The sequence below is a fragment of the Prauserella flavalba genome, from assembly GCF_003202235.1.
GTDB classification, from domain to species: Bacteria; Actinomycetota; Actinomycetes; order Mycobacteriales; family Pseudonocardiaceae; genus Prauserella_A; species Prauserella_A flavalba.
Genome location: NZ_MASU01000005.1, coordinates 1065670 through 1088366, shown reverse-complemented (window position 1 = coordinate 1088366; position 22697 = coordinate 1065670). Strand labels below are relative to the sequence as shown.

Here is a 22697-nt window from a genome sequence, read left to right as displayed (position 1 = left end):
CCGTGCGGGCCGAGCGGGAGCGCCGCCGTGCCGAGGAGCTGTGCGCGGCGGCGGCCAGGGCGCTGACCGGTGAACCCGGCCTGCACTTCCGTGGCGGCAGGCTGCACGACGGGCGAAGGCCGGTGCCGCTGTACGCGCCTCACCTGCGCCAAGCAGGCGAGCCGTGGCGGGGCGCGGCCGACGGCATGGCGCTGCACCTGCTGCGCACCGACCGCGAGCTGCACCGGCGGCTGCGTCCGGAGTCCGGTGTGGAGCGCCTGCTGTTCGAGCTGCTGGAGCAGTTCCGCGCGGAGGCGCACGTGCCCGCGACGTGGCCGGGAGCGCGGCGCAACCTCCGCGAGCGCTTCGAGCGATGGTCGCTGGCCTACCATCACGACGGCCACACCGAGTCCGCGCGCGGCCTGTTGCTGTACACGGTCACGCAGGTGTGCCGGGCGCGGATCACCGGCGAGCCCGTGCTGGCCGAGACCGAGGACCTGATCGAGCCCACCCGCGCGGCGATCGCGCCCGCGCTCGGCGCCGATCTGGCGGGCCTGCGGCGCACCCGGCACGACCAGGCCGCGTTCGCCAGGCACGCGCGCTCGCTGGCCGCCGAGGTCGCGGCGATGCTGACGTCGGACGACACCGAGGACCCGGCGGAGGAGCGGGCGGACGAGCGGGACTCTCCGCTCGCGCTGCTGCTCGACTTCGACGACGAGCCGGGGGACGGGGCGGCGGTGGCCCTGCGCGACCGCGCCGTCGGAGACGAGAACGCGGGCTATCGCGTCTTCACCACCGCCTACGACCGCGAGGCCCGCATCGCCACACTGGTGCGGCCCGCCGCGCTCGCCGGGTACCGCGAGCGGCTGGACCGCGCGGTCGAGCGGCAGGGCGTGAACGTCGCCCGCCTGGCGCGCGAGCTGGAGGCCGTGCTGGCGAAGCAGGCCCGCGACGGCTGGGACGGCGCGCAGGAGGAGGGCCTGATCGATGGACGCGCGCTCGCGCGCCTGATCAGCTCACCGGAGGAGCGCAGGCTGTTCCGGGCGGAGCGCACGCGGCCGGTGGCCGACGTGCACGTGACCTTCCTGATCGACTGCTCGGGATCCATGAAGCAGCACGCGGAACGGGTAGCGGTGCTCGTCGACCTCTTCGCCAGGGCGCTCGACCTGCTGGGCGCGCGCAGCGAGATCCTCGGGTTCACCACCAGCGCCTGGCACGGCGGCAGGGCGAGGAAGGACTGGCTGCGCGCGGGCGGCCCACCGAGGCCGGGACGGCTCAACGAACGTGCCCACCTGGTGTTCAAGGACGCGGAGACTCCGTGGCGGCGGGCCCGCCCGGACATCGCGGGCCTGCTGAAAGCGGACCTGTTCCGTGAGGGAGCCGACGGGGAGGCCGTCGCGTGGGCGGCCGCGCGAGCCCGCGATGCGGGGCGCCGTGCGCTGCTGTTCGTGCTGTCCGACGGCAGCCCGATGGACGGCGCCACCGCGCTGGCCAACGGGGAGCACTACCTCGACGACCACCTGCGGGAGGTGGTGTCCGCGCTCGAACAGGAGGGCGCCGTGGAGGTCTACGGACTCGGCGTGGGGCTCGACCTCAGCCCGTACTACCGTCGCTGCCTCGCGCTCGACACCGGCGACGGCACCGGGTACAGCGTGTTCCGCGAGATCCTCGGGCTCATCGCCGGCTCCCGTCGCCAGTAGTATCCGCGCATGGAGAACGCGAAGGCGCCGACCGGCACCCAGGCCATCGGCCGTGCCCTCGCGGTGCTCAAGCTGCTCGCCGCGCAGGCCGGTGAGCTGGGCAGCTCCCGCATCGCCGAGCACCTCGGGCTGTCGTCGGGCACGGCGCACCGGATCGTGCGCGCGCTCGTCGCCGAGGGGCTGGTGGCACACAACCCGCGCACGGATGCCTACTACCTCGGCACCGGGACGATCCTGCTCGGCCAGGCCGCGCAGCGCGGGTTCGGGCTCGACAAGGCGCTGCCGGTGCTGGAGCAGATCAACGCCGAGACGCAGGAGTCGGTGAACCTCGTCGTGCGGGAGGGCGGCGAGTCGGTGGTGATGCTGCGCGTGCAGTCGACGCTGCCGCTGCGGTTCGAACAGCACCCCGGCGCCCGGTTCCCGCTGTACACGACCGCGTCGGGCAAGGCGATCCTCGCGTACTCGCCGGACGCCGAGACCTACCTGGCCGGCCTGCCCAAGCGGCTGCCGAAGATCACCAGCCGCACGCTGAGCTCCCCGGCGAAACTGGCCGCCCAGCTGGACGAGATCCGCGAGCGCGGGTACAGCATCGACGAGGAGGAGAACGTCGCCGGGGTGCGGTGTGTCGGCGCGCCGATCCTCGACGCCGACCGCTGCGCGCAGGCGGCGCTCGTGATCCAGGTACCCGCGGTGCGCATGCCCGCACGACGGGTGCGGGAGCTGGGCGCGCGCACGGTGACGGCGGCCAAGGAGATCGCTCAGTTCGTTCCCGTCGATCGGATGATGTCGCGCTGACCACGTAATTCCCGCGCTGGATGTCCGTTGTGGACACTTCGATGTCCTGGTGACCCCTTCTCAATTCGGCGCCGCGCGCCTATGGTGTTTCACATAGTGGGGATAGCGCCCACATAGTGCCAGCGATGTCAGCGATATCAGTGATGTCGATGTCCATGTCGACGATGGGAGAGCCGTCAATGCTGCCGGAGATCCAGCCCAACGAGCAGGTGTTCACCTGGGCCGCGCCGCCACTCAAGTTCGGCCCCGGCGCGGTCGACGAGATCGGCGCCGAGGTGGCCGCGACCGGCGCGGCCTCCGCGCTGGTCATCACCGACCCCGGCGTGCGGGACACCGGATTTCCCGACCGCATCAGGGAAAGCCTGCTGCTGGCCGGGGTCAAGACCGAGGTGTTCGACGGTGTGGCCATCGAGCCGACCGACCGCAGCATCGCCTCGGCCGTCGAGTTCGCGCGCGAACGGCCGTGGGACTGCTTCGTCGCCGTCGGCGGCGGCTCCGCGCTGGACACCGCCAAGGCGGTCAACCTGCTGACCACCCACCCCGGCGAGCTGCTCGACTTCGTGACGCCGCCGATCGGCGCGGGCAAGGCGCCGTGGCTGCCGCTCAAACCGCTCATCGCGGTGCCGACGACCGCGGGAACCGGGTCCGAGTCCACCACGATCTGCGTGGTCGACCTCCTGGACCTGCACCTCAAGGCGGGCGTGAGCCACCCGAAGCTGCGTCCCTCGCTCGCCGTGGTGGACCCGCTCGCCACCGTCAGCATGCCGCCGCAGGTGACGGCCGCCAGCGGTATGGACGTGCTGTCCCACGCGCTGGAGAGCTACACGAGCGTGCGTTACGACGCCAAACCCGCACCGCAGGACCCGATGCGCAGGCCCGCCTTCTGCGGCTCCAACCCGATCAGCGACGTGTGGTGCGAGATGGCGCTGCGCCTGGTCGGCCGTAGCCTGCGCAAGGCCGTGTGCAACGGGCGGGACCTCTCCGCCCGCACCGACATGGCGCTGGCCTCCACCTACGCGGGCACCGGGTTCGGCAACGCGGGCACGCATCTGCCGCACGCCAACGCCTACCCGGTGGCGGGCGCGGTGCGCGACTACCGGGCCGAGGGTTACCCGGAGATGCCGATGGTCCCGCACGGCCAGGCGGTGTCGGCGACGGCCGCGGCGGTGTTCCGCTGGACCTACCCCGCAGACCCGCAGCGGCACCTGCACGCGGCGGAGCTGCTGTCCGGGCAGACGTTCACGGCCACCGACGGGGCGGAGGCGCTGCCGCACGTGCTCACCGAGCTGATGCGCGACATCGGCATGCCCTCCGGGCTGCGCAGCTTCGGTTACACCGAGGCGGACCTGGATACCCTCACCGACGGCACGCTCAAGCAGACCAGGCAGCTCGCCGTGGTGCCGAGGCCGGTCGACCGTCCGGCCCTGACCGCGATCTTCGAGCAGTCGCTCTGATGCCGGGAGGTGGGCAACCATGCGTGACACCGCAACCGGCCAGGCCGAACCGAGCCGCCGCGAGGTCCGGCTCGTCGTGGCGTCGAGCGTCGTCGGCACCACCGTCGAGTGGTACGACTTCTTCCTCTACGGCACCGCCGCCGGCATCGTGTTCAACAAGTTCTACTTCCCCAGCGACGACCCGCTGGTCGGCACACTGCTGGCGTTCGCGACCTTCGCGCTGGGCTTCGTCGCCCGGCCCATCGGCGGGCTGATCTTCGGTCACATCGGTGACCGCATCGGTCGCAAGAGGACACTCGTGGCCACCATGCTCATCATGGGCATCGCCACGTGCGCCATCGGGCTCATTCCCACCTACGCCAGTATCGGCGTCGCCGCGCCGATCCTCCTGGTGCTCATGCGGCTCGCGCAGGGCATCGCGATCGGCGGCGAATGGGGTGGCGCCGTGCTGATGTCCGTGGAGTACGCGCCGAGGAACCGGCGCGGCCTCTACGGCAGCTTCCCGCAGCTGGGCCTGGCACTGGGGCTCGTGCTCGGCACCGGTGTCTTCGCGGGGCTCGGCGCGATGATGGACGAGAGCGCGTTCCTCTCGTGGGGCTGGCGGATCGCGTTCCTGCTCTCCGCCGTGCTGGTGATCGCGGGCATGGTGATCCGGCTCAAGGTGATGGAGACACCGGCGTTCCGCAGGCTCCAGCAAGCCGAGGCGCGCGCGAGCGTGCCCGCGCTGGAACTGGTGCGCAGCAAGCTCTCCCGTCGCCACGTGCTGCTCGGCATGGGCAGCCGGTGGGTCGAGGGCGTCGCCTTCAACACGTGGGCCGTCTTCTCGATCTCCTACGGCACCGGCACGCTCGACATGCCACAGCAGACACTGCTGATCTCGGTGATGATCGCCGCGGTGACGATGGTGGTGTTCATCCCGCTGTTCGGCCGGCTCTCCGACACCGTCGGCCGCCGGACGCTGTTCGGCTGGGGCGCCCTGCTCACGGGCGTGGTGGCGTATCCGGCCTTCGCGCTGCTCGGCACGGGAACGCCGCTGCTCGCGGGCGTCGGCCTCGTGCTGGCGCTGGGCGTGCTGTACCCGGTGCTGTACGGCCCGCAGGCGGCGTTCTACTCGGAGATGTTCCCGGTCAGCGTCCGGTGCACCGGGATCTCGTTCGTCTACCAGTTCTCCGGCATCTTCGCCTCGGGTCTCACCCCGCTGGTGCTGTCCTACCTGGTCGGTCTCGACGGCGACGGCTACTCGCTCGTCGTGACCTACCTCGTGGTCGCGGCCGTGGTGAGTGCCGTGTGCACCTTCGCGGTGCGCAAGCGGGACCTCCGGCTGATCGCCGAGGCCGAGGAGTCCGAAGTGGACGCGGCGCGGGCTTCGGTGCGGTCGTGACCGGGGTGTGGTGCGCGCGGGAGGCGCGCACCACACCTCACGTACGGGTGCGGCTGCGGTACAGGAGCCAGACGAAGTACGGGGCACCGAACACCGCGGTCATGAGCCCCGCCGGGAGCTGGTCCGGGGCGATCACCGTGCGCCCGATGGTGTCGGCGACACACACCAGGAGCCCGCCGAGCAGCGCCGCCACCGGCAGGGCGCGGCTGTGCCGCCTGCCCACGACCGCGCGGGCGGCGTGCGGAGCCACGAGGCCCACGAAGGAGATCACCCCGACGCCAGCGACCGCGGCACCGGTCAGCAGCACGGCGCAGCCGAGCATCAGCAGCCGGGACCCCGCCACGGGCACGCCCAGCACCCTGGGCGTCTCGTCGTCCAGCGACAGCAGGTCCAGGTCGCGGTGGGCGCGGACCAGCACGGGGACCACGAGGGCGAGCGCCAGCGCCATCGGCACGAGGTGCTCGAACGCGCGGCCGTAGGTGGAGCCGCCGAGCCACGTCAGCGCCTTCGTCTCGTTCCACGGATCCGACAGGGTGATCAGCAGGATCACCAGAGCCTGCGTGCCCGCCTGCACGCCGAAGCCGATCAGCACCAGCCGCTCGCTCGCGAAGCCGCCCCGCGCGGCCATCGCGAACACCACGACCGTCGCCAGCGCCGCGCCCAGTCCCGCGAAGCCGGCCTGGGTCCAGAACCCGACGCCGGGTACGAGCGTGATCACCGCGACCGCGCCCAGTCCGGCACCGCCCGCGACGCCGATGATGCCCGGCTCCGCCAGCGGGTTGCGCGCCACCGCCTGCACGAGCGCACCCGCCAGTGCGAGCGCGGCACCCGCGAGCAGCGCGGCGACCACGCGGGGAAGGCGGTTCTCCATGACGTTCGAGACGATGGGGCCGGCCTGCCCGCTCACCCAGTTGACGACGTCGCCCAGGAGGATGCCGATGTCGCCGAGCAGGACCGAGACGACGACCGCGCCGAGCGCCAGGACGATCAGCGCGCCGAGGATCAGCCGGTAGCGCAGCGCGGTGAGCGTGCCGCGCGTACCGGCGGCGGGCGGCTCGGTGGTCGCCGAGGAGACGCGGATGTTGCGGGCCAGCACCACGAGGAACACGGCGCCGAGGACGGTCGTCACCACGCCCGTCGGCACCTCCAGCGCGTTCTGCGAGCCGATGAGCGCGCGCAGCAGCAGGTCCGCACCCAGCAGCAGCGTGACACCGAGCGCGGCCGACACCGGGATCAGCACGACGTGCCGGTGCAGACCGGGCACGGCGTTCGCGAGCAGGCGGGCCAGTGCGGGCGCGGCGAGTCCGACGAAGCCGATCGGCCCGGCCAGCGTCACGGCCGCCGCCGACATCAGCACCGCGAGCCCGATGCCGGCGAAGCGGATCCGGCCCACGTGGACGCCGAGGGTCCTCGCGTGGTCCTCGCCGAGGTACACGAGGTCGAGCCGCCGGGACAGCGCGAGCAACAGCACCAGCGCCACGCCGATCACGGGACCGAGCGTGAGCAGGCCGTCGAGACCGTTCTGGCCGAGTGAGCCGGATCCCCACGCGAACAGGCCCCTCGTCTCCTGCGCGAACAACAGCAGCAGCATGCTGGTCGCGGCCTTCATCGCGAGCGCGATGGCGGTGCCCGCGAGCACCAGCCGGACGATGCCGGTGCCTCCGGTGCCGGACAATGTGAGCACCAGCGCCGCGGCGCCGATCCCGCCCGCGAAGGCGATGCCGGCCGCGCCCGCAAGCGGCAGCGAGACGCCGAACGCCGCGACGGCCACGATGGCGAGGTGGGCACCGGCGTCGACCGCGAGCGTGTCCGGTGACGCCATGATGTTGCGCGCCACCGTCTGCAGCACGGCGCCGGCCACACCGAGCGCGATGCCCACCACCACCGCCGCGAGCAGCCGGGGCAGTCTCGACTCCAGCACGACGGCGGCGGTGTCGCCGGTGCCGCCGCCGAACACGAGCCGGAGCACGTCGAGGGCGCTCACGGCCGACGTGCCCTGCGTCAGGTGCAGCGCCGAGCCCACCACGATGAGCACGCCGAGGCCCACGGCCAGCAGCGCGAGCCGCCCGCGCCGCCGCCCGGCCGGAGCCTCGCGCGGCGCCGCGGGCGGAGCGGCGATGGTGTCGGTGTCCACTGTGGAGTCAGTTGCCGAGCGCGGCGATGGCGGCGTCGACGTACTGCTCCATCGACTTCGGGCCGCCGAACATCCACAGGGAGTCGGGCAGGCGCTCGACCTTGCCGCTCTTCACGAACGGCAGGTTCTGCCAGATCGTGTTGCCCGCGAGCTCGTCGGCGTACGGGTCACCGAAGGCGTCGTTGGCCATGTACCAGAAGCGCACGTCCGGCAGCCGGGTCAGTCCCTCCACATCGGCCTGTGCCAGACCGTAGGCCGGGTCGCCCTCCATCGACCACGCGTTGGCGAGGCCGATGCGCTCGAACACGGCGGAGACCAGCGAGCCCTTGGTGAACGGGCGGATGCTCACCGAACCGGAGCTCACGTAGGCGTCGGAGAACGCGACCTGCTCACCGGCGGCCCCGAGCCGCTCGACCTCGGCCTTGCCCTCGGTGATCTTCGCGTCGAACTCGGTCTTCAGCTGTGCGGCCCTGTCCTCCGTGCCCGTGGCCTTGGCGATCATGTCGAGGCTCTCGAACATCGAGCCGATGGGGTCCTTGGCGTCGCCGCCCTCGATGACGAGCACCGGGACCTTCGACTCGACCTGCTCCAGCGCGCCCTCGACGAGGCTGTCGGTGACCACCACGAGGTCGAGGTCCAGCGAACCGAGGGTGTCGATGCTCGGCTCGCCACGGGTGCCGAGATCCTTCGGGGTGTCGTCGAGCGGCGCGGCGCTCACCCATTGGCCGTAGCCCTCGATGTCGGACACGCCGACCGGCATGACGCCGAGCGACACCAGGTGTTCCACCCCGTTCCACTCGGTGGCCGCGACCCGCTTGGCCGGGCCGTCGAGCTTCACCTCCTTGCCTCGCGAGTCGGTGACCGTGATGGGGTCACCGCCGCTCGCGGCTTGGTCGGTGCCGCCCGCGTCCTCCGTGGTGCCGCAGCCGCTCAACAGCAACGCGGCGGCCGCGGACAGGCCGATGATCACTCGGGTGGTGCGCATTTTTCTCCTGTTTTTCACTGGGGGGCCGGAAGCGCCGGTCAGGCCGAGGCGGCCCGGACGGCCGTGTCGTTGAAGCGCCCGACGGCGCGGGTGTGGACGCGCCCGTCGGCGGGATCGATGTCGACGTCGACCCGGATGCCGTACGCGCGGGTGAGGTTCTCGGCGGTCAGCACGTCGCGTGGGGCGCCGTGGGCGGTCACCCGGCCGCTTTCCAGCAGGAGCAGCCGGTCGGCGACGGCGGCGGCCTGGTCGAGGTCGTGCAGCACCACGCCGACCCCGACGCCGTGCTCGTCGGCGAGGTCGCGCAGCACGTCGAGCACCTCCACCTGGTAGCGGAGGTCGAGATGGTTGGTCGGCTCGTCGAGCAGCAGCAGCGCGGTGTCCTGGGCGAGGCAGCTCGCGAGCCATACCCGCTGCGCCTGCCCGCCGGACAGCGCCTGCACCGGCCGGTCGGCGAGCGCGGTGAGCCCGGTCAGCTCCATCGCGCGTGCCACGGCCGAGTGGCCTTCCGGGTCGCGGCCGCCCCAGCGGGAGCGGTGCGGGTGCCTGCCGAACTCCACCAGCTCACGCACACACACGCCACCCGGCGCGGTCCGATGCTGTGACAGCAGCGTGATCCGCCGCGCGAGCTCCCGGCCGGACAGTGCGCGCAGCTCGGCGCCGTCGGCGAACGTCACGTCGCCCGCGACGGGCGGGTGGAGCCGGGCGAGCGCACGCAGCAGCGTCGACTTCCCGCTGCCGTTGGGGCCGATCAGCGCGGTGACGGTGCCCGCGTCGAGCGAGATCGAGGCGGCGTGCACGACGACGTCGTCGCCGTAGGCGACGTCGATCTCTCGTGCGGAGACGCCGGCGGGGGAGGCTGTGGGGGACGCGGACACAGGCACACAGTAAAGACAGCCTTGCCTAACATCCAAGTGTTGTGGCCGTCGGCACATTCCGGGCGTGCCGGACAGGCGTCAGTACATCCGCGACAGCGCGTTCAGGATCGCCACGATCACCACGGCGGCGCCCACGGCGCCGAGCGTGCCCGCCAGGACCAGGCCGGTGCCGAACGACCGCCACGGCGGGCGAGGCCGGGCCGCTCGCAGCACGGTCCCCGCCACGACCGAGACGAACACGACGCCGAGGAACACCTGTGCGTACTCGCCACCGCGCCAGCCGAGGTCCCAGAGCAGCCGCTGCTGGAAGCCGAGCACCACCAGGGCAAGCAGCACGAGGGGCACCAGGAAGCCCGCGAGGGCCGGGCCGAAGCGGCTCCCGCTGCCGCCTGCGGGTTCGGTCATGCCCTCAGGGTGCACTGGCCGGTCCCGGCCGCGCCTGAGTAGGACTACCCGAACGGCACGGCCGGGGCGTGCGGTCAGAGCGGCTGGACCCCTGGCACGCCCGACTCGATCGCGAACGAGCGGTCGGTGCGGAGCGGGGCGTCGGGTCGCGTGACGTAGTCGACCACGCGGTAGTCGGCGACGTAGCGGTCCTTCGACACATGGCAGTGCACGTAGCCCCTGCGGTTGCTGTAGTACTTCGTGTGCGGGTTCTCGTCCCACACCAGCTGGCCGGGGTCGGTGGAGGCGGTGCCGTCGCCGTTGGACGTGATCGACGTGCACACGAACTCGCTGCCCAGCAACGGGGTCTCCGGGCGCTCGAAGTCCCGGCGCAGATCGTTGGTCCAGTTGGAGTGCACGTCACCGGTCAGCACCACGAAGTTGTCGATGCCGCGCTCCTCGACATAGCCGAGGACGCGGTCCCGCGAGACGCGGTAGCCGTCCCAGCCGTCGTTGTACCCGCCGTCGTCGTTGCCTGCGACCTGGTCCCAGTTGGCGAAGTAGATCTGCTGCGGCACCACGTTCCAGGCGGAGCGTGACCGCGAGAGGCTCCGCTCCAGCCAGGCGTGCTGCTCGTCGCCGAGGATGGTGGCCTTCGGATCCCACTGGTCCGGGCCGGAGACCTGCCAGCGGTCGCCGTACGGCTGGTCGGTGCGGTACTGGCGGCTGTCCAGGACGCTGAACGTCGCCGTGGCGCCGAACTCGAAGCGGCGGTACAGCGGCAGGTGGGTGTCCACGGGCTTGCGGAACCGGCGCAGCGGCATGTGCTCCCAGTACGCCTGGTAGGCGGCTTTGCGCCGGGCCGCGAAGTTCGCGGTGGTGTCGTTGCCCTGCGCCGGGTCGCGGTTCTCCGGGCTCAGGTCGGCGTAGTTGTTGTCGGTCTCGTGGTCGTCCCAGGTGACGATGAACGGGGCCACCGAGTGCACCAGCTGCAGGTCCGCGTCCGTCTTGTACTGGGCGTGGCGCTGGCGGTACTCGTCGAGCGTGTTCATCTCGTTGCCGATGTGCGTGCGCACGTCGCCGTTGACCCCGGCCGCGTACTCGTAGAGGTAGTCGCCGAGGTGGAAGACCACGTCCGGCCGCTCCTCGGCCATGTGCCGGTAGGCGGTGAAGTAGCCCATCTCCCAGTTGGAGCACGACGCGAACGCGAAGTCGACGGCGGGGGCGGTGCCGGGTGCCGGGGCGGTGCGGGTGCGGGCGGCGGGCGAGATCTCGTCACCGACGCGGAAGCGGTAGTAGTACTCGTGGTGGGGCCGCAGGCCGCGCACGTCGGCGTGTACGGTGTGGGCTTCCTCGGGCACGGCGGTCTCGGTGCCGCGCTGGACGACCTTCGTGAACCGCTCGTCGAGCGCGATCTCCCACTGCACCGCCACGGGGCGGCCGGGCATGCCACCGTCGTAGTCGAGCGGTTTGGGGGCAAGGCGGGTCCACAGCAGGACGGAGTCCGGCAGCGGGTCGCCCGAGGCGACGCCGAGCTGGAAGGGGTCGGTCAGGCGACGGCTGGGCATGGCGGCGGCGCCGGGCGCGACCCCGGCTCCGAGCAGTACCGCACCGGCGCCCGCGGCGCCCGCGAGCCCCAGGAAGCCTCGTCTGTTCACCGATTTCGGGGAGCTGACACGTGGCGGGGTCATGGAACCTCCAGGAACGGGTGGCTGGCTGCGACAGCCAAGCAGCGCTCGGTGAACGCCTTCTGTCGGCACGGTGGTGGGTGTTTGACCGGTTGCCGTCGGATCGCGTGACCTGACCGGACGAACCGTGGCAGGTTGGTGTCAGTGCGGGCTTTTCCGGTGTCCCGCCCGGCTAGCTTCGACGGGCAGGATCTTGGAAAGGACACCCTCATGCGCACTCGCCCGGCCGCCGCGCTCGCCGCCGCCCTGCTGCTCGCCGCGGGCTGCTCCACCGGCGGGCAGCCGACGGCAGCCCCGGAACTCCCCGAACCGAGCCGGGAGCTCGTCGCCTGGGCCGACACGGTGTGCACGAACGTCGAGCTCGTCGACGGGCTGCGGTCGCATGCCGGCTCCGGGTACTACACGTCGGCGGTGACCACCGACGTGGTCGCCGCACTGGAGAGCCTGAAGACGCTCGAAGCGTCGGGGATCAAGCAGGCCGACAGCTACGTCGGCGGGCTGGTCAAGGCCCTGGAGCGGCTGCGGGACGAGCTGCCCGCCGAGGAAGCCGACCCGGCCCGGATCACCGCGCTCGTCGGCGAGGTCGGCAAGCAGCAGCCCGCGCTGCGCAGGCTCGCCGCGCGCACGCGGGCTCTCGCGCCGTCGTACCACCTCGCCCCAGGGTGCGGGCCGCTGAAGCGCCCGCCCGAGTCGGACACCCGGGCGACGCGGGCGCTGGTGACGTGGGCGAACACGCTGTGCGAGGGTGTCTCGTCGATTGCGGAGCTGCCCGCCCCGGGCGACGAGCTGCTGAAACACCCGAGCTTCGCGCAGTTCGAGAGCATGGAGCTCTCGTCGTACCTCACCTCGGTCCCGGGTCAGCTCTCGTCCATTGTGGACCCGATCGCCGGGCTGAAGGACACCCGGATCGCCCAGGCGGACACCTACCGCGACGAGCTGGTCGGTGCGCTGCGGGACGCCGGATCGCGGCTGCCGGGGGATGTCTCGACGCTGGACCTCTACGACGTCCCGCTCGCACAGCTGCGGGAACGCGCGAACCAGGCGGCCGCCACCGTCGCGGCACTGGAGCCGAAGGGCGAGGAGTTGCCGGGCCTCGCGCGCAGGCATCCCGCACTCGCCGACGCCTACCACCTCGCCCCGCGGTGCGAGGCCGAGCCGCCGGCCCCGGCGACCACCACCACGCTGCCGAAGGCGAAGAACGGCACGAACGTCGCCGCGTGCCAGGGCGGCACGTGCCAGATCGAGGTCTCCGAGCCGAAGGACGTCACCGTGCGCGGCAACGTCTTCACCATCGCGGTGAGCGACGGCACCGTGTGGATGGCGAGCGGCAGCGGGCTCATCCGGCTCATGGGTGCGGGTACGGCGCAGTTCGGCGTGTCCGGGGCGACGGTGGTCTTCGAGGTGGTGGCCTCGACGGACGCGGCCGCGGTGCTGGACGTTTCGACGACCTGACGGCTCCCGCGACATAAAACTCTACAAGTTCTTCTCGTGTCGGCTAAATTCGGTCATACTGAGTCGTCGGCGGCCCACCAGCGCGGGAGAGGCCATGCACGACGAGGTGACGGTGGGCGCGCCGACCTTCGCGCCGCCGCGGATCGAGGCCGAGCCCGGCCCCGAAGGGCGGTTGTTCCTGCGATCGGCGGAGCCGCTCGGCGCGTACCCGATCAGCGTGGTGCACGAGTTCCGCGCCCGGAGCGAGGCGCACCCGGAGCGCTTGCTCGTCGCCGAACGCGGACGCGACGGCGAATGGGTCCGCTCCACCTGGGGCGAGCTTCGCGCCCGCGCCGACCGGCTCGCACAGGGGCTGCTCGACCACGGACTGGCCGATCGCCCGGTGCTGATCCTGTCGGGAAACAGCACGCTGCACCTGGCGGTGACGCTCGCGGCCATGACCGTCGGCGCGCCCGTGGTGCCGACGAGTGTCGCGTACTCGTTGCAGAGCAAGGACTTCGCGAAGCTGCGGGCGATGGTGGAGCTGACCGGGCCGGGCCTCGTGGTCGCCGAGGAGGCGGCGTTCGCACCCGCCGTGGCGGCCGTCGCCGGTGACCGCCCAGTCCTCAGCGGCGAGATCGAGGGTGCGGTGACGCCGGAGGAGCTGTCGGCCGAACCCACGGGTGACGTCGCGGCCCGGTGTGCGGCACTCGGCCGGGCGGACATCGCGAAGATCCTCTTCACCTCCGGCTCCACCGGCACCCCCAAGGGAGTGCTCAACACCCACGGCATGCTGGCCGCCAACCAGCAGCAGCTGCGGCAGGTGTGGCCGTTCCTCGCCGACGAGCCCCCGGTGCTGCTGGACTGGCTGCCGTGGAGCCACACCTTCGGCGGCAACCACAACGTGAACCTGGTGCTGTGCAACGGCGGAACGCTGTGGATCGACGACGGCCGCCCCGCGCCGGGGCTCGTCGAGCGCACGGTCCGCAACCTCGCGGATGCCCGGCCGACCCTGTACTTCAACGTGCCGGCCGGATATGCGGCGCTGCTGCCGCACCTCGAACGCGACCGGGACGCCGCGCGAGCGTTCCTCAGCCGCCTCCGGTTCGGGTTCTTCGCCGCCGCCGCGCTGCCACAGCAGCTGTGGGACCGCCTGACCGACCTGGCGACGGCACACGGCTCGGCGATGCGGATGACGACGTCGTGGGGACTCACCGAATCCTCACCCGCCGCCACCTCCGCCCACTTCCCGATCACGCGCAGCGACTGCCTCGGAGTGCCGCTGCCCGGGGTGGAGGTGGCGCTGGTGCCGGTGGGGGAGAAGCGCGAGATCCGGTTGCGGGGACCGAACGTCACGCCCGGCTACCACCGGCGGCCCGAACTCGCCGAGGAGTGCTTCGACGAGTTCGGCTTCTTCCGCACGGGCGACGCCGTCGCGCTCGCCGAGCCCGACGATCCCGCCGCGGGGCTGGTGTTCCGCGGCCGGATCGCGGAGGACTTCAAGCTCTCCACGGGCACGTTCGTCAGCGTGGGCACGCTGCGGCCCCGGTTGCTCTCCGCGGCACGCGGCCTGCTCAGCGACGCCGTGATCTGCGGGGAGAACGGCGACCGGGTGACCGCACTGGTGTGGCTGCACGCCGAGCACGCGCACCGCTGCGACCCCGAGGGCGTGCCCGACGACGCCCTGCGCGCGGAGCTGGCCGGGGCACTGGCCCGGCTCGCCGCCGAGGGCGGTGGCGCGTCGCAGCGGGTCGACCGGGTGGCCGTGCTGCGGGAGCCACCGGCCCTCGACGCCGGTGAGATCACGGACAAGGGGTACGTCAACCAGCGGGCCGTCCGCGAGCGACGGCGTGAGCAGGTCGCGCTGCTGAGCCGGGAGCCGTGCCCGCCGCAGGTGGTGGAGCGCTAGGAGCGCACTGAACAACCGCTGCCCTACTGCGCGACGCCCAGACGGCGCCTCGCTGCGTTGTCGGAAAGCCCGAGTACGACCCGGTACGAGGGCTTCCCTCCGCCTTGCGAGGCGGCCGCCTGGATCGCCGCTCGCTACGGGCGGGGTTGTTCAGCACGCTCCTAGAAGTTGCCCTTCGCCGACCAGCCGCCGTCCACCGCGTACGTCAGGCCGGTCAGGAACGAGCCCTCGCGGAAGAAGTAGGCGACCATCGAGGCGATCTCCTCGGGGCGGCCGAGCCTCCGGATGAGGTGCGAGTTGGCGTTGGCCTGCTTCATCTCCGGAGTGATGTCGCCGAGGATCGGGGTGTCGATCGTGCCCGGTGCGATGGCGTTGACGAGGATGTTGCGGTCGGCGTACTCGAACGCGGCCTGCCGCGTGAGCGCGGCGACCCCACCCTTGGCGGCGCTGTAGGACGCCAGGTTCGGCAGGCCGCGCAGCGCGGCCAGCGAGGAGATGTTCACGATCCGCCCGCCGCCGTTGTCGATCATCCCGGGGATCACCGCGCGCATGCCCAGCCACGGTCCTTTGAGGTCGGTGTCGATGACGTGGTCCCACGCCTCCTCCGTGAGCCCGACGACCGAGTCCTCGCTGATCATGTTGACCACACCGGCGACGTTGGCGAGGTAGCCGATCGGCCCGTGCCGCTCCAGCAGCCCGTCGACGGCCGACGACCAATCCCGCGCGGAACGGATGTCCAGCGTGACGCCTTCGGCCGATCCGCCCGCCGCCTCGATGCTCTTGACGGTGCGCTCGGTGTCCTGGATGTCCGCGCAGGCCACGTGGAGGCCGTCCGCGGCGAGCCGTTCGGCGGTGGCGCGCCCGATTCCCTGTGCGGCTCCGGTGACGATGGCGGTGTTGGCGAGGGGCATCTTCGACCTCCGTGCGGGGCTGACCGTGCAGTGCTGTCCCGAGTCAATCCCGTGGAGCGGTGGCCGTACAGGGACCGCGCGGCGGCCCGTTGTCGGCCGCCACAACGGCTTACCAGCCGGCGAGATCCAGGATCTGGAACGCCAGCCGCGCCTGCAACAGGCAGTCGAGCGTCGCGGGGTCCCGCTGCACGAGCTTGCGGATCTTGCCCAGCCGGTAGCGGATGGTGTTCTCGTGCACTCCCAGCTCCGTGGCCGTGGCCTGCACCTTGCCCTCGGCGCGGACGAACGCGCGCCAGGTGCTGAGCAGGGTGCCGTCGTCCTCGGCGCGCAGCGGGCCGATGAACCCGTGGGCGAAGTGCACGGCCTCCTTGACGCGCCCGCTCGCGGCGACCACGCGGAACAGCCCGAGCTCGTCGGCCGTGAGCACCCCACCCGCCCAGTCGAACGAGCGCGCGAGCTCCTCCACCTCGCGCAGTTCCTTGTGCGCCATCGGAAAGTCCTCGGGAGCACGGCACACGGCGGAGATCACGGCGGTGTGGATGTTCAGCACCGGCGACAACGCCTCGCGGACACCGGAGATGGTGTCCCGCAGCGACTCCGGCACCGCCGCGTCGCGTGCCAGCGGCACGAGCGCGATCACCGCACCGGGCAGGCTCACCGCGGCGGGATCGGACTCGCCCAGCGCCGCCGCGAGCTGCTGGATCACGAGCCTGCGCCCCGCCGACACGCTCACGTGCCCGTCGGCCTTGCCCAGCGAGAACCGCACGAGCACGTGGGGCCGCGTGAGGTCGATCCCGAACTGCGGGCTGCGCCGCACCAGCTGCTCGGCGTCCCGCGTGTTGTGCAGGAGGTCGGACAGGTAGTCCTCGCGCGCCTGGCCCTCGGCCTCGGCCTGCCTGCGCTCGGACAGAATCTGCAGTGAGAGCACCGTCGCGCCGTGCTCGGCCAGCTTGCTGTCCCGGTGCTCCAGGCTGCGGCCGACCTCCACGATGCCGACGTAGCCGCTGGGCTGGCCCTCGATCACGAGCCGGCACATCAGGTGCCTGCGGCCGAGCCCCACGGCGAGCGTCCTGGGCACCACCGCCGAGGGGCAGCTCGCGCTCAGCCCCGCGAGCGTCCTGCGCACCGACGGCAGCTCCCGCACCCGCGGCGCGAGCACCGGCGGCTCCGTCATCTTCAGTCCCGGCGGCGCCGACCAGGCCAGCACCTGGAAGTCCTCGTTGTAGAGCACCACCGGCTTGGCCGACAGCTCGCCGAGCAGCGTCACCACGGTCTGGATGCTGGCGCCGTCGAGCACCGCGTTGGTGAGCTTCTGGTGCACGTCCGCGAGGTGGGCCAGCATGTTCTTCTGCCGCACCACCTCGGCGGCCTTGCGCTTGAGGTGCGCGTTGAGCATCGCCTGCCGCAGGAACAGCGCGCCGAGCCGGGCGAACAGTTCGGCGAGCGCCACGTCCTCGTCGGTGTAGACGTGCTCCTGCTCGACGTTGTCGACGAAGATCAGACCGATGACCTTGCCGTCGAACACGAGCGGCACGCCGAGCATCGCGCGCACCCGCCAGTGCTCCATCGTGCGGCGGTGCGGGCGCGGGTCCCTGCGCACGTCGTCGATCAGCACCGGGGCGGCCGTCTCGATCACCTCGCGGCTGAACCGGTCACCCCGGATGCCGGCCTCCTGCGTCTGCACGGCGGCCGAGATGTCGCCCTCGTGCTCGCAGTAGCCCGCGGCGCCGCGGAACCGGTCGTCCTCGTGGCGCAGGTACACCGAGCAGCGGGTGACGCCGAGCAGGTGGCACAGCTGCTTGCCGAGCAGCCCGAGCAGGTCCTCCAGCCGCGTGGTGGTGATGGCCTCGGTGGTGATCTCGCTGAAGGCGGCGATGACCTCGCGTTCGCGGTGGGAGGCCGCGGAGCGGGGCGGCTGCACCGCCCGCAGCCGCGGCGCGACGGCGCTCGCAGTCGTTTCGCGCATCGAAACCGCCTTCACCATTGAGTGCGGGTCAGCCGTCACTGTGCCTTACCGTGCGCCTGACGTCCATGCCCCCAGCGGGCGGTGCCATCCGGTTCGGCCAGCTCATGGCCCATCCGCTCGCGCTTGGTCCGCAGGTAGCGGACGTTGTGCGGCGTCGGCGTCACCGGAAGCCGGACGCGCCCGACGATGTCGAGGCCATGCCCGTCGAGGCCGCCGTACTTCGCGGGGTTGTTGGTGATGAGCCGCAGCCTCCGCACGCCGAGGTCGGTGAGGATCTGGGCGCCGATGCCGTAGCTGCGCGAGTCCACCGGCAGCCCCTGCGCGAGGTTGGCGTCCACGGTGTCGAGGCCCTGCTCCTGCAGGGCGTACGCGCGGATCTTGTGGGCGAGCCCGATGCCGCGGCCCTCGTGTCCGCGCAGGTAGACCACCACGCCACAGCCCTCCTCGGCCACGGCCCGCAGCGCCTGCTCGAGCTGGGCGCCGCAGTCGCAGCGCAGGGAACCGAGGATGTCACCGGTGAGGCACTCGCTGTGCACGCGCACCAGCGCGCCCGCTTCGGTGTGGCCCGCGGCGGCGACGTCGCCGAGCACCAGCGCCAGGTGCTCCGTGCCGTCGAGCGTCGAGCGGTAGGCCACGGCGCGGAAGTCGCCGAACTCGGTGGGCATCGCGGCGTTCGCGACCGGCTCCACCAGCCGTTCCGTGGCCCCGCGGTAGCGGACGAGGTCGGCGATCCGCAGCATGGGAAGGTCGTGCTGCTCGGCGAACGCGGTGAGCGCCGCGCCGCGCAGCATCGAGCCGTCGTCGGCCACGAGCTCGCTGATCACGCCGACGTCCCCGGCGCCGGCCAGGCCTACCAGGTCGACGGCCGCCTCGGTGTGCCCGGCCCGGACCAGCACGCCACCCTCGCGGGCCCGCAGCGGGAAGATGTGGCCGGGTCTGCGCAGGTCACCGGCGTGCGTGGTGGGGTCGGCCAGGGCACGGACCGTCGTGGCACGGTCGTGCGCGGACACGCCTGTCCCGGTGTGCGCGTGGTCGACACTCACGGTGAACGCCGTGGCGTGTGAGTCTGTGTTGTCGGCGACCATCTGCGGCAGGCGCAGCGCGTCGGCCCGCTCGCCGGTCATCGGCGCGCACACGATGCCGGTGCTGTGCCGGACGAGGAACGCCATCCGCTCCGGGGTGATCGTGGCCGCCGCGGCGACCAGGTCGCCCTCGTCCTCCCGGTCGGCGTCGTCGAGCACCACGATCATCCGGCCCTCGGCGAGCGCGGCGACGGCGTGCTGCACGGCCTCACCGGGCGAGACCGGCACCGCGGTTGTGCCGGGCGTCAGCATCGCTCACCGGTCACCGGAAGGTGCGTGCCGAAGGCGCGCGCGTGGTAGGTCAGCGGTGACACGGCGAGCCGCTGCGCGGCGTCCACCAGGCCCAGCGCGATGACGTGGTCGCCGCCGTCGACGAGCCGGTGCACCCGGCAGGCGAGCCAGCCGGCCACGCCGGGCAGCCGGGGCAGCCCATGCTCGGTCCGCCAGGGCACGCCCTGGAACTTGTCGGCTCCCTTGCGCGCGAACCGGGTCGCCAGCGCCTGCTGGCCGCTCGCGAGCACGTTGAGCCCGAAGCGGCCGTGCGCGCGGACCAGCGCCAGCAGCTCCGAGCGCCGGTCCAGGGCCGCCAGCACCATCGGGGGCTCCAGCGACAGCGAGGCGAACGCGCTCACGGTGGTGCCGTGTGGACGGTCTCCGTCCATTGTGGTCACCACGGCGACCGGGGTGCACACCCCGGACATCACGTCGCGGAAGTCGTCCGCCAGCGACGGCGGGCTCACGGTCTCCATCTGCTGCTCCAGCGTCGTCAGGGCCGTGGCCCCGGATCGCTTCCGGGGCCACGGCGGGGCTCACACTCCGGCGGGCGTGCGGGCCTTCATCTTGTGCAGCTCGGGCACCACCTTCTCGCCGAAGAGCTTCATGCTGGCCTCCGCCTTGTCCAGCGGCAGGCCACCGAAACAGAACGCGGCGTTGGCCATGAAGTCCCCGCCGATCTCGGCGCGCTCGGCGTACTTCTCCACGATCTGCTCCGGGGTCCCCCAGACGTTGGCGTCGACGTAGGCGCTCGCCGCGGCCTCCATGCCGGCCTCGCGGATCATGTCCGCGCCGACCTGGTAGGCCTCGTAGCCCTTCGTCTCCCGCCAGTGGGAGCCCGCGAAGTCGTAGTGCTTGATCACGGAGAGGAAGTACCGCGAGATGTGCTCGTGCGCGATGCGCTTGGCTTCCTCGGGGTCCTCGTGGCAGTACACGAAGTCCTGGATCAGCGCGGGTCCCGGCTCGGTGCCGTGCCTCTCCCGGTGCAGGCCACGCCAGCGTTCCAGCGCCTCGACGTGGGTGGGGAAGTCGTACTGCATGAACGTCATCATCTGCGCGCCCAGGTCGGCGACCGCCGGGATCGAGTCGGGCGACATCGCGACGCCGAACAGCCTGCCGTCCCACGAGCGGGTCCCACCGGGGCGGACGTTCACCCTCGGCTGCGGGTAGAACGGGCCGTCGTTCTCCACGTAGCCGTCCCGCAGGCCGCGGATGATCATCGCGGCGGCCTCGTCGAACCGGCCGCGCGACTCGTTCATGTCCACCCGGAAACCCTCGTACTCCATCTTCGCGAGGCCCCGGCCCATGCCGAACAGCACGCGGCCGTTCGACATGTGGTCGAGCATCACGACCTTCTCGACCACCCGCAGCGGGTCGTTCCACGGCAGGATCACCGCGCCCGTGCCGAGCTTGATCCGGGAGGTCTGGCCGGCTATGTAGGCCATGATCTGCAGGTTGTCCGGGCACATCGAGTAGTCGTCGAAGTGGTGCTCGGCCGACCACACCGAGTCGAAGCCGTACTGCTCGGCGAGCACGCCCATCTTCAGCTCGCGCGTGAAGACCTCTTCGTCGCTGACGTTCTCGAACCAGTTCTGGAAGACCAGCAGCATGCCGACGTCCATGGGGAAATCCTTTCTGTGGTAGGTGTTCGGCGTCGCGCTCAGGGCGCCAGGAAGATCGCGCGGGTGTGCTCGGTGTCCAGGAACTCCTTGACGCTCTGGATCTTCCCGTCGCGCACCTCGAACACGAAGTGGTAGAGGTTGTTGTAGACGCGGCCGTTCTTCAGCTCCGAATAGGACTCGGTCTCGACGGCGACCCGATCGCCCTCGGCGGTCCAGGCCAGCGGCGTGAGCCGGATGGCGCCGGTGACGGTCGACGCGGAGATCCCGGAGAGCATCTCCCCGAACTCCTTCTTGCTCTTGGTGCCGGAGATGCCGTCCAACCCGCCTGCCACCCACCACGTGGCGGACTCGGAGAGGAAGGACAGGATGTTGTCGACGTCGCCCGTGGAGAAGACCTCCATGAACGAGGCGACGGTGTCCTTGTTGAGCTCCTCGACGGTCTTGGTCTCGGTGCCGGTCGTCATCAGCAGTCGCTCCTCGTTGAACGATATTGAACGATCGAACTCTTTGCTCGGACGCTAGTCACGGCTTCCGGCGCGGCGAACAGCCGATTCGGACGGCCGTTGGAGGTCGGCACAACGCCGCATCACCTGCCTCCCCCGAACGTGGCGAGCAGACCGCCGTCCACGGGCACGGTGGCGCCGGTCATGTAGGTGGAGCGCGCCACGGCCACGATCACCTCGGCGATCTCCCGAGCCGTGCCCGTCCGTCCGAACGGGATCGTGTCCACCACGCGCTGCCGGGCCCGTTCGTTGAGGCCCGCGGTCATGTCGGTGTCCACGAAACCGGGCACGACGAGGTTCACCCGGATCCCGCGCGGGGCGAGCTCCACGGCCAGCACCTGCGTGAGCCCGCTCAGCCCCGCCTTGGCCGAGCCGTAGGCGACGTCGCCGGGAAAGCCGCGCAGCCCCACCACCGCGCCCACGTTGACCACGGCCGCGCCTTCGCGCAGCACGGGGGTCACGGCACGGCACACCTCGAAGGCACCGGTGAGGTTGGTGGCGAGCACCTCGTCCCAGGACTCCCGGTCGATCCCGTCGATACGGCCGCCCCGGTGCACCCCGGCGCTGTTGACCACCACGTCGATCCCGCCGAACTGCTCGCGCACCGTCTCCACGCCGCGGCGGATCGACTCGGGATCGGTCACGTCTGTCTTCACCTCGAGCACCCGTTCCGGCAGGCCCGCCCGGTCGGCGGCGGGGGAGCGCGAGAACGTCGCGACGTCCGCTCCCGCCGCGGCGGCCTGCTCGACCACCGCGCGGCCGATGCCGCGGGAGCCACCGGTCACCAGCCAGGTACTCATCGGGCGAGAAACCCCGTGAGTTCGGCGAGGTAGGTGTCGCGGTCCTCGAGGAACGGTGCGTGCCCGCAGCCGGGGAACGCCACGAGCTTCGCGTCGCCGCACAGGCCGGCCGCGGCCTCGGCCCCGGAGAACGGCACGAAGGCGTCGTCGGTGCCGTGCAGGGACAGCACCGGAAGGTCCAGGCCGGCCAGGGTCTCGCGCTGGTCCATCTCGGCCAGGTCCCACAGCGAGTCGTCGCCACGCGGCCCCATCTCCAGGAACATGCCCCACAGCCAGCGGACCACCTCGGCGCTGACGGGCGCGGCGCAGACCGCGTCGGCGACACCCTGGAACGTGGTGGCGCGGTCGGCGGCGAGCCCGCCGAGCACGCCGCGCACGTCGTCGAGCGTCCCGCCGTGCGGCCAGTCCGGCGCCGAGGTGTAGCGCGGCGTCGCGCCGCCCGACAGCACCAGTCCGCCCGCGTCGCTGCCGAGCCTTGCGGCGGCGTCGACCGCGACCGCGCCGCCGAGCGACCAGCCGTTGATCACCGGCTGGCGCAGGCCGAGCCGCTCGCAGAGCAGTGCGACGTCGGCGCCGAGCGCGCTGATCGAGACGTCCTCGAAGTCGTTGTCGGACCGGCCGCACGCGCGCAGGTCCAGCAGCACCACCTCGTGACCGCCTGCCCGCAGCGCGGGCGCGACGGTGTCCCAGCAGCGGGCGTTCGCGCCCCAGCCGTGGACCAGTACCACCGGGCGGCCCGATCCTCGGTGGTGCTCGAAGTAGACGCGCCTGCTTCCCTCGACCTCTAGGTGTGCCATTTTTTCCGCCTTTCTCTCTCTCGGA

Annotated in this window: 19 protein-coding genes; 6 read left to right on the top strand and 13 right to left on the bottom strand. The window is 71.8% G+C overall.

What is annotated here, in order from left to right; translation table 11 throughout:
• Positions 1-2 precede the first annotated feature (2 nt).
• From BA062_RS12685 to BA062_RS12670, 4 genes are all read left to right on the top strand, one after another.
• Positions 3-1679, top strand: coding sequence for a cobaltochelatase CobT-related protein (locus BA062_RS12685; RefSeq protein WP_110336243.1), 1677 nt, complete (start codon positions 3-5; stop codon positions 1677-1679).
• 9 nt (positions 1680-1688) lie between these two features.
• Complete coding sequence (locus BA062_RS12680; protein WP_110336242.1) at positions 1689-2474, top strand: IclR family transcriptional regulator; 786 nt, start codon at positions 1689-1691, stop codon at positions 2472-2474.
• A gap of 179 nt (positions 2475-2653) precedes the next feature.
• A complete protein-coding gene (locus BA062_RS12675; protein ID WP_110336241.1) occupies positions 2654-3928 on the top strand; it encodes a hydroxyacid-oxoacid transhydrogenase in 1275 nt (424 codons plus the stop codon).
• A 19-nt stretch (positions 3929-3947) separates the two neighbouring features.
• Entirely contained in the window at positions 3948-5309 is a 1362-nt protein-coding gene (locus BA062_RS12670) for an MFS transporter (protein WP_110336240.1), read from the top strand.
• A gap of 37 nt (positions 5310-5346) precedes the next feature.
• On the opposite strand, the gene BA062_RS12665 is transcribed toward BA062_RS12670, so the two are convergent.
• The 5 genes from BA062_RS12665 to BA062_RS12645 all read right to left on the bottom strand — a co-directional run bounded on the left by BA062_RS12665 (position 5347) and on the right by BA062_RS12645 (position 11381).
• Positions 5347-7443, bottom strand: a complete 2097-nt coding sequence (locus tag BA062_RS12665) for an iron ABC transporter permease (protein ID WP_110336239.1) — start codon at positions 7441-7443, stop codon at positions 5347-5349.
• A 7-nt stretch (positions 7444-7450) separates the two neighbouring features.
• Positions 7451-8428 (bottom strand): ABC transporter substrate-binding protein, encoded by a 978-nt coding sequence (locus BA062_RS12660; RefSeq protein WP_110336238.1) that lies wholly within the window; start codon positions 8426-8428, stop codon positions 7451-7453.
• Positions 8429-8466: 38 nt separating this feature from the next.
• On the bottom strand, positions 8467-9306 hold the full coding sequence (locus BA062_RS12655; protein WP_245959794.1) for an ABC transporter ATP-binding protein: 840 nt from the start codon (positions 9304-9306) through the stop codon (positions 8467-8469).
• Between the two features lie 78 nt (positions 9307-9384).
• Positions 9385-9711 carry a hypothetical protein gene (locus BA062_RS12650; RefSeq protein ID WP_110336236.1) on the bottom strand — a complete coding sequence of 109 codons (327 nt, stop codon included), beginning with the start codon at positions 9709-9711 and terminating at the stop codon, positions 9385-9387.
• A 74-nt stretch (positions 9712-9785) separates the two neighbouring features.
• Complete coding sequence (locus BA062_RS12645; protein WP_110336235.1) at positions 9786-11381, bottom strand: alkaline phosphatase D family protein; 1596 nt, start codon at positions 11379-11381, stop codon at positions 9786-9788.
• A gap of 207 nt (positions 11382-11588) precedes the next feature.
• On the opposite strand from BA062_RS12645, the gene BA062_RS12640 reads away from it, so the two are divergent.
• Positions 11589-12830 carry a hypothetical protein gene (locus BA062_RS12640; RefSeq protein WP_110336234.1) on the top strand — a complete coding sequence of 414 codons (1242 nt, stop codon included), beginning with the start codon at positions 11589-11591 and terminating at the stop codon, positions 12828-12830.
• Positions 12831-12924: 94 nt separating this feature from the next.
• Positions 12925-14718 (top strand): AMP-binding protein, encoded by a 1794-nt coding sequence (locus BA062_RS12635; protein ID WP_110336233.1) that lies wholly within the window; start codon positions 12925-12927, stop codon positions 14716-14718.
• A 161-nt stretch (positions 14719-14879) separates the two neighbouring features.
• Here the strand turns inward: BA062_RS12635 and BA062_RS12630 are convergent, their stop codons facing one another.
• The 8 genes from BA062_RS12630 to BA062_RS12595 form a co-directional block, all read right to left on the bottom strand.
• Entirely contained in the window at positions 14880-15629 is a 750-nt protein-coding gene (locus tag BA062_RS12630; protein ID WP_110336232.1) for an SDR family NAD(P)-dependent oxidoreductase, read from the bottom strand.
• A gap of 109 nt (positions 15630-15738) precedes the next feature.
• Positions 15739-17595: a GAF domain-containing protein gene (locus tag BA062_RS12625; protein ID WP_110337291.1), complete on the bottom strand. Its 1857-nt coding sequence runs from the start codon at positions 17593-17595 to the stop codon at positions 15739-15741.
• A gap of 35 nt (positions 17596-17630) precedes the next feature.
• On the bottom strand, positions 17631-18929 hold the full coding sequence (locus tag BA062_RS12620; protein WP_168213931.1) for a bifunctional 3,4-dihydroxy-2-butanone-4-phosphate synthase/GTP cyclohydrolase II: 1299 nt from the start codon (positions 18927-18929) through the stop codon (positions 17631-17633).
• On the bottom strand, positions 18923-19426 hold the full coding sequence (locus BA062_RS12615) for a flavin reductase family protein (protein WP_110336231.1): 504 nt from the start codon (positions 19424-19426) through the stop codon (positions 18923-18925). Before BA062_RS12615 ends, BA062_RS12620 begins: the two co-directional genes overlap by 7 nt.
• Positions 19427-19486: 60 nt before the next feature.
• Positions 19487-20572 carry an LLM class flavin-dependent oxidoreductase gene (locus BA062_RS12610; RefSeq protein ID WP_110336230.1) on the bottom strand — a complete coding sequence of 362 codons (1086 nt, stop codon included), beginning with the start codon at positions 20570-20572 and terminating at the stop codon, positions 19487-19489.
• Between the two features lie 38 nt (positions 20573-20610).
• Positions 20611-21036: a nuclear transport factor 2 family protein gene (locus BA062_RS12605; protein ID WP_110336229.1), complete on the bottom strand. Its 426-nt coding sequence runs from the start codon at positions 21034-21036 to the stop codon at positions 20611-20613.
• A gap of 122 nt (positions 21037-21158) precedes the next feature.
• Positions 21159-21875, bottom strand: coding sequence for an SDR family NAD(P)-dependent oxidoreductase (locus BA062_RS12600; RefSeq protein ID WP_110336228.1), 717 nt, complete (start codon positions 21873-21875; stop codon positions 21159-21161).
• A complete protein-coding gene (locus BA062_RS12595; RefSeq protein ID WP_110336227.1) occupies positions 21872-22672 on the bottom strand; it encodes an alpha/beta fold hydrolase in 801 nt (266 codons plus the stop codon). Before BA062_RS12595 ends, BA062_RS12600 begins: the two co-directional genes overlap by 4 nt.
• Positions 22673-22697: the final 25 nt, after the last annotated feature.

Excerpts from the sequence above, each read along its gene's own strand:
- BA062_RS12680 (WP_110336242.1), top strand. The coding sequence starts at position 1,689 with ATGGAGAACGCGAAGGCGCCGACCGGCACCCAGGCCATCGGCCGTGCC.
- BA062_RS12675 (WP_110336241.1), top strand. The coding sequence starts at position 2,654 with ATGCTGCCGGAGATCCAGCCCAACGAGCAGGTGTTCACCTGGGCCGCG.
- BA062_RS12670 (WP_110336240.1), top strand. The coding sequence starts at position 3,948 with ATGCGTGACACCGCAACCGGCCAGGCCGAACCGAGCCGCCGCGAGGTC.
- BA062_RS12660 (WP_110336238.1), bottom strand. The coding sequence starts at position 8,428 with ATGCGCACCACCCGAGTGATCATCGGCCTGTCCGCGGCCGCCGCGTTG.
- BA062_RS12650 (WP_110336236.1), bottom strand. The coding sequence starts at position 9,711 with ATGACCGAACCCGCAGGCGGCAGCGGGAGCCGCTTCGGCCCGGCCCTC.
- BA062_RS12645 (WP_110336235.1), bottom strand. The coding sequence starts at position 11,381 with ATGACCCCGCCACGTGTCAGCTCCCCGAAATCGGTGAACAGACGAGGC.
- BA062_RS12640 (WP_110336234.1), top strand. The coding sequence starts at position 11,589 with ATGCGCACTCGCCCGGCCGCCGCGCTCGCCGCCGCCCTGCTGCTCGCC.
- BA062_RS12635 (WP_110336233.1), top strand. The coding sequence starts at position 12,925 with ATGCACGACGAGGTGACGGTGGGCGCGCCGACCTTCGCGCCGCCGCGG.
- BA062_RS12630 (WP_110336232.1), bottom strand. The coding sequence starts at position 15,629 with ATGCCCCTCGCCAACACCGCCATCGTCACCGGAGCCGCACAGGGAATC.
- BA062_RS12625 (WP_110337291.1), bottom strand. The coding sequence starts at position 17,595 with ATGCGCGAAACGACTGCGAGCGCCGTCGCGCCGCGGCTGCGGGCGGTG.
- BA062_RS12620 (WP_168213931.1), bottom strand. The coding sequence starts at position 18,929 with ATGCTGACGCCCGGCACAACCGCGGTGCCGGTCTCGCCCGGTGAGGCC.
- BA062_RS12615 (WP_110336231.1), bottom strand. The coding sequence starts at position 19,426 with ATGGAGACCGTGAGCCCGCCGTCGCTGGCGGACGACTTCCGCGACGTG.
- BA062_RS12610 (WP_110336230.1), bottom strand. The coding sequence starts at position 20,572 with ATGGACGTCGGCATGCTGCTGGTCTTCCAGAACTGGTTCGAGAACGTC.
- BA062_RS12605 (WP_110336229.1), bottom strand. The coding sequence starts at position 21,036 with ATGACGACCGGCACCGAGACCAAGACCGTCGAGGAGCTCAACAAGGAC.
- BA062_RS12600 (WP_110336228.1), bottom strand. The coding sequence starts at position 21,875 with ATGAGTACCTGGCTGGTGACCGGTGGCTCCCGCGGCATCGGCCGCGCG.
- BA062_RS12595 (WP_110336227.1), bottom strand. The coding sequence starts at position 22,672 with ATGGCACACCTAGAGGTCGAGGGAAGCAGGCGCGTCTACTTCGAGCAC.